Source organism: Johannesbaptistia floridana (assembly GCF_057440575.1).
In genome coordinates, this window is sequence record NZ_JALKVM010000047.1 from 22,548 (window position 1) to 29,319 (window position 6,772).

Annotated in this window: 3 protein-coding genes and 1 tRNA gene; 2 read left to right on the forward strand and 2 right to left on the reverse strand. The window is 42.0% G+C overall.

Features of this window, described 5'->3' with window-relative positions; genetic code table 11:
- Positions 1-16 precede the first annotated feature (16 nt).
- Both MW688_RS03510 and MW688_RS03515 read right to left on the reverse strand, forming a co-directional pair.
- Positions 17-3,178, reverse strand: a complete 3,162-nt coding sequence (locus MW688_RS03510; protein ID WP_486734533.1) for an efflux RND transporter permease subunit — start codon at positions 3,176-3,178, stop codon at positions 17-19.
- Between the two features lie 28 nt (positions 3,179-3,206).
- Complete coding sequence (locus MW688_RS03515; protein WP_486734534.1) at positions 3,207-4,502, reverse strand: efflux RND transporter periplasmic adaptor subunit; 1,296 nt, start codon at positions 4,500-4,502, stop codon at positions 3,207-3,209.
- Between the two features lie 147 nt (positions 4,503-4,649).
- On the opposite strand from MW688_RS03515, the gene MW688_RS03520 reads away from it, so the two are divergent.
- Together MW688_RS03520 and pyrC are read left to right on the forward strand one after the other, a co-directional pair.
- A tRNA-Met gene (locus tag MW688_RS03520) sits at positions 4,650-4,723 on the forward strand.
- A gap of 130 nt (positions 4,724-4,853) precedes the next feature.
- Positions 4,854-5,891, forward strand: coding sequence for a dihydroorotase (gene pyrC / locus MW688_RS03525; RefSeq protein WP_486734535.1), 1,038 nt, complete (start codon positions 4,854-4,856; stop codon positions 5,889-5,891).
- The last annotated feature ends 881 nt before the right edge of the window (positions 5,892-6,772 follow it).

Genomic DNA, 6,772 nt, shown 5'->3' on the forward strand with positions numbered 1-6,772 from the left:
CGCCCTTTTCAGTAAGTTATTTTCTTACCATAATTTTCTCTTGCTTCCTAGTTACTTGTTTCTTAGAAACATCTCTTAATAATCCCATCAAAGCGGGAACAATAGTGGGAGTTAAAAAAGTAGACAAAGCTAAACCACCAATCAGGGTAATACCTAAACCTTGATATAATTCTGCACCTTGTCCCGGGAAAAAGGCTAAAGGCAACATTCCCAAAATAGTTGTACCTGCCGACATAAAAATCGGACGAAGGCGATCGCGCGTCGCGCAGTAGAGAGAATCATCATAACTTTTGCCTTCGGCTTGTAGTTGCAATATCCTATCTACTAATAAAATTGCATTATTAACCACCACTCCTGTAAGAATGACAAAACCCAATCTCGTCATCATATCAAAAGGTACAATCATTCCAGGAATCCAGTTAACAATTACCAAACTCAATACCGCACCAGTTAAACCAATAGGTACCGTAATCATAATTACTACTGGATAGAGAAAAGAGCGATACAAAGCCACCAACAACAAATAAGTAATCAGTAAAGAAAGCAAGAAAGTATAACTCATTTGAGTCAGGGTTTGGGCTAATACATCCGCCGAACCTCCTAACCTAACTTTATAACCAGGTAGTAAATTATCTCGTAATGGCTGAATAATCTGTTTATCTGTCATATCAACCAATTGACCTAGAGGCGCTTCCCTAGCAACACTCACAGTGAGAGTGATAGCCCTTTGTAAATCGATACGGTTAATAACATCAGGTCCAATAGTGTCTACAACTTCAGCCACATCCTTTAACTGTACCTGTTGTCCATCTCTAGTATAGATAACTAATTGTCGCAACTCTTCAGGAGTATTTACAAAGGTATCCTGCAATTCTACCGTTACATCTAACTCCCTTCTTCTCTCGACAAAATCAGAAGCCCGTATACCGCCTAAAGCCGCTTCTACCAATTCACCTACATCTGCTTCCGAGAGACCAACTTCAGCTAATCTGAGGCGATTAGGAATTACTTGTAATTCGGGAGCACCATTCACAAAATCTGACCGCACACTCTCAACTCCCGGAAGTTGTGCAATTTCCCTGCTTACTTCATCTCCTATAGATGCTAGAGTTTCTAAATCTTGCCCCATAAAATGCACCTCGTAGGATTTACCTGGATTCCGAAAGATAGGTCTCCGTATAGGAAAAACAAAGCGATACCCAGGGAAATTACCACTAACACTCCTGAGGCGATCTACAATACTATTTAAACCTTGACTAGTGGCTAATTCTGGTTTCACAAATACCAGAAGCATTCGACGACTAGGACTATTTAAGAGAATATAGCGCTTTACTTCTGGTTGTTTAGCTACATATTCAGTAAGAGGTTTAGACAGTCTGATTGACTCTGGTATGGAAGTACCCGGAAAAGCTTCTGTTAGCCAAATCACTAGGTTACGATTTCCCTCAGGGAGATAGTCGGCAGGAGGTAACAGGTTAATACCTGTCCACAGCAGGAGTATGGGTATAGCTAATAAGAATAGGCGCCGCATCAGGTGTTGTGGCCCTGTAGACCAAGCTACACTAGCTAGTAAGAGGTTTTCTAGTTTAGTCTCTACAGATCTAAATATTCTAGAGGTACGAGAGATCGTTTTTTCTAAAAAATTGCCTCTACCTTCTTGATTATCTTCAAACATTTGGGCTGCTTCTTGTCGGTTTAAGAACAAACCAGACAACATTGGCACTAGGGTTAAAGCGGCAAATAGAGAAAATAAAACTGCACTCGACAAAGCAATCCCAATATCAGAAAATAATTGTCCTGCTTCTCCCTCTACTAAAACAATGGGAATGAATACAGCTACAGTGGTCAAAGTCGAAGCCAGCATTGCTGACCAAACTTCCTCAGCACCATCAATTGCTGCTCTCATTGGTGTTTTTCCCTGTTGCAAATGAGTAAAGATATTCTCTAATACTACAATTGCATTGTCAACAATCATCCCCACAGCAAAGGCAATCCCAGCTAGACTAATTACGTTGAGAGAACGTCCCAAAAACATCAACACAATAAAAACCGTAATTACTGTAGTTGGGATAGTTAGAGCGATTACTGCTACTGTGCGCATTGAACCTAAAAATAGTATCAGGATGATTGCCGCTAGTATTGCCCCAATGATTAAGTTATTTTCTACTAGCTTGATTGATTGTTGAATATAATCATTTTCATCATAGTTGATTAAAAATTCAACTCCTTCACCTTGTTGCAGTAATTCTGGTTCTAACTCATTGAGGACTTCTCGAACACCTCGGCTAACTTCTGGTACATTACCACCAATTCTTCTTTCGATACCTATAGCTACAGTGGGTTCACCATTAACCATTAAAATAGTATTCTCTAGTTTACGGCCCATTTCTACTCTAGCTACATCTCTAATAAAAACGGTTCCCGAATCATCTCGCCGCAGCACAAAGTCTTCTAAATCACTAATATCATTAGAGCGACTTACTGTTCTCACTCTATATTCTCTGCGGCCTACAGTCATAGGACCACCGCGAATATCCCGATTATTATTCCGCAAAGTTGTAACCACATCATTGAGAGTGAGTTGTCTATCAGCTAAAGCTTTGGGGTCTACAACTACTTCTACTTCTTTTTCACGACCTCCAGGGGTGATGATTTTTCCTACTCCTTCTACTTGACGTAACCTAGGAACAATTTGATCATCAACTAAATCCCGATAGCGATCTGGATCTGGTTGATATCCTGGTTGAGGAAATAGTACAATCCACATCATGGGACTACTTGAGCCACTTATAACCTCCACAGAAGGGTCTCCCGCTTCTTCAGGCAGGTCGGATATCAACTGTAACTTACTCAAGACATCAACAAAGCGATCTTCTATATTGGTATTCCATTCAAATTCTGCTGTAATTCTACTAGATCCTGCGCTACTAGTACTATTGATTTCTTGTATCCCTTGAACATCTTCTAGGGCTTCTTCAATAGGACGAGTGATTAAATCCTCTACTTCGTTAGGACTAGCACCTGGATAATTGGTATCAATAGAGATTTCGGGTTGATCTCCACCAGGTTGTAATTCCACTGGTAAGTTAAATAAAGCTAAAATACCAAAAAGAGCTAAGATGCAGAATAAAACAAAGGTTCCGTGTCGCCAGCGTACTGCTGTATTAATTAATTTCATCTTTGATACTAAGTAGTGATTATGATTGTTATTTTGTTAACTCTGGGGAAACAATTTTTACATCGGCTCCATCTCTTAAGCCTTCACTGCCAGTAGTGACTATTTGTTGACCTGCTTCTAGTTGTGGGTTACTAATAGCTACTTGTTCACCCATATCGCTTTTTAGTTCTACGGCATATTGTTTAGCCTGATTTGCCTCTACAATAAAAATGAACCATTGGTCATCTTGTTTCGTTAAAGCATCACGAGAGACAATAAATGTTTCTTCATCGTCATTTAGTGCTAGTTCTAGATTGGCTTGGACGGCCATTCCTGGGAGTAAGCCTGAGGGAGGATTATCTATAGCTAAACGTACAATTTGACGACGGGTTGCTGCTTCTGTAGCTTGTACCACGGCTTCCACTTGAGCTTTTTGTTGCCAATCAGGTAAAGCTCTTGCAGTGAGTTCAACCACTTGACCTGGTTGTATTTGTCCAATTAACCTTTCTGGTACTTCTAAATAAATATCTAAACTTTCATTATTAACAAGGGAGATTAGAGCATCACTACTTTCTACATAGTCTCCTGGATTTACTTGTCTCGATTGAACAACCCCCGAGAAGTCGGCAGTAATTGTAGTTCTCTCTAAATCTAATTGTGCTTGTTGAACAGCTACTACTGCTGATTGTACTACGGCCCTTTGGGCGGCAATTTCTTCAGGTGTAGGGCCTGTTTCTGCCTCGCTTAATAGTGCCTGTAGTCTTAACCTTTCGTTGCGGGTAGCCATGGCGCTGGTTTTGGCTTGGACTAAATCTCGCTCGCTTAAAGCCCCCTGTTCGGTTAGTTGAGAAATCCGCCTTAGATTGTCTTCTGCTTCTTCTTCCCTAGCTAAGGCGGCGGCTAATTCCGCTTCTCTTTGACTGATGATTTCGTTACGAGTACCTATTTCTAGGCGGTCTAATCGGCTTTGTTCTTGGGCTAAACGGGCTTGGGCTTCTAATAGGGCTAGTTGTTGATCTCTTTTGTCTAGTTGGGCTAAGGTTTGGCCTACAGTGACGCGATCGCCTATTTTTACCATTACCTGTTCCACTATTCCGTCTACTTGAGAGCGGATTGTTGCTCTATTGCTTGCCTCTACTTGACCTAGTAAACTCACTTTTCTGATGGCTTCACCACTGGTGAGTTTTTCTATTTCTACTGGACGAGGTGGAAACTTCCTCTCTTGTGATGATTCTGCCTTGGGCGATTCTATCCATTTTGTAGAATACCAAATAGTTAACCCTCCGCTAATTAACAATATGATTGAGATTAGCCATTTGAGACTACTATTTTTTTTTATTAACATAATTTCGGTGACGATAAGTTACTTCACTCTCTTTCTATGTTAATTTTTTTTAAGGCTTTTTGGTCTTAATTATTTTTTTATTTTTCAACCGATAAATTTCTTGATTATTTGCATTTTTTTATGCTAAACTAGTCAAGGTGTAAGAAAGGCTCAGTAGCTCAGTTGGTTAGAGCGGAGGACTCATAAGCCTTAGGTCGGCAGTTCAAGTCTGCCCTGAGCCATTTTTCTCAAACCCTTACGGGTTCGGGTTCCCAGAAACTAAGAATCGCTAACCAGTAGCTCGCTGATTTACTCAGCTACCATTCAGCTACCACTATCAAACAACTCATATCCTTTAATTTTGATAGAAAAATGCAAAAACTTACTATAACCCGACCAGACGACTGGCATCTGCATCTACGGGACCAAGAGGCACTAAAAGCAGTACTGCCCCATACAGTACGTCAGTTTGGCCGGGCCATCATTATGCCAAATTTAAAGCCGCCAATACGCTCAGTAGCTGAGGCGGCAGCCTATCGCGATCGCATAATCGCCGCAATTCCCCCTGACCAAGAATTTGAACCCCTAATGACACTGTATCTCACCGATAACACAAGCCCCGAAGCAATTATCGCCGCTAAAGCATCGGAGTTTGTCAAAGCAATAAAGTACTATCCCGCAGGTGCAACCACTAATTCAGATTTCGGTGTGACTGATATTAGTAAATGCGATCGCGTCTTAGAAATGATGGAGCAGGTTGACATACCTTTGTTATTACACGGGGAAGTAACAGACCGAGATGTTGATATATTTGACCGGGAGAAGGTGTTTATCGAGAAACATTTAATTCCCCTCAAGCATCGATTTCCCAAGCTGCGAGTTGTCCTTGAACATATTACCACAGAGGATGCCGTGCAGTTTGTCCTAGAAACCAAGAACATCGCGGCAACCATCACGCCACAACACCTATTATTTAGCCGTAATATGCTCTTTTTTGGAGGCATTCGCCCCCATTTCTATTGTTTACCAATTTTAAAACGAGAGAAGCATCGCTTGGCACTTTTGCAAGCAGCAACATCTGGGAATCCCAAGTTTTTTCTAGGCACCGATAGCGCTCCCCATCCCCGCAATAGCAAAGAAAGTTCCTGTGGCTGTGCGGGTTGCTATTCTGCTTTGCACGCCATGGAGTTATATGCAGAAGCCTTTTATAGTGTTAATTCACTTGATAAACTTGAAGCTTTTGCTAGTTTTTTTGGACCGGATTTTTATCAACTACCCCGAAATACAGAAAAGATTACTTTGACCAAAACAACCTGGCGCATCCCCGATGAAGTCCCATTTCTCGACTCTGGACTTGTTCCCCTATGGGCAGGTCAAGAGTTGACATGGCTGTTTAGAATTGAGAATTGAGAATTGAGAATTGAGAATTGAGAATGTATAGCTCCGGGAGAGGGGGAGCCTCAGATATTGCATCTTTACCTAATGTTACTGGTTGTGGATGAATTATGAGTTTTGAAGTAATGAGTTTTGAAGTCTTGAAGTAAGAAGTCTTGAAGTCTTGAAGTCTTAAAGTAATTATTTGAGTTTTGAAGTAATGAGTTAAAGAATTAAGGCGATCGCCCTTAAATTTTGATTCTCACCTGTTGGCCTATTCAGCATTAGTAGGGTGTGAAGCGTGCGAAGCCCGTAACGCACCAAACATGAGTAATGAGTAACGAGTAATGAGTAATGAGTAAGAAGGTAGCCTGTACGTAGCCTGTAGGTTGGGTTGAGGGATTAGATCCCCCCTAACCCCCCTTACCAAGGGGGGAACCAGGCGATCGCACTCCCGGTAGGTTGGGTTGAGGGATTAGATCCCCCCTAACCCCCCTTACCAAGGGGGGAACCAGGCGATCGCACTTAAAAGGGGTCTCCCAGCTCCCGTGCTCCGGTGCTCCCTTGCTATACAAAGGTTTCACGAGTTGCTTATAAGGGATAGCGCAAGCTCGGGGGGTCAGGGGGGATCATATCTCCGTTAAAGACAAGGAGTGAAATGGTTGTGTGTAGGATGAAAAGGGCCCAACCTACAGGCTACTGATAAAGCCCCCCTTAGTAAGGGGGGTCAGGGGGGATCATATCTTTGTTAAAGACAAGGAGTGAAATGGTTGTGTGTAGGATGACAAGGGCCCAACCTACAGGCTACTGATAAAGCCCCCCTTAGTAAGGGGGGTCAGGGGGGATCATATCTTTGTTAAAGACAAGGAGTGAAATGGTTGTGTGTAGGATGACAAGGGCCCAACCTACAGGCTACT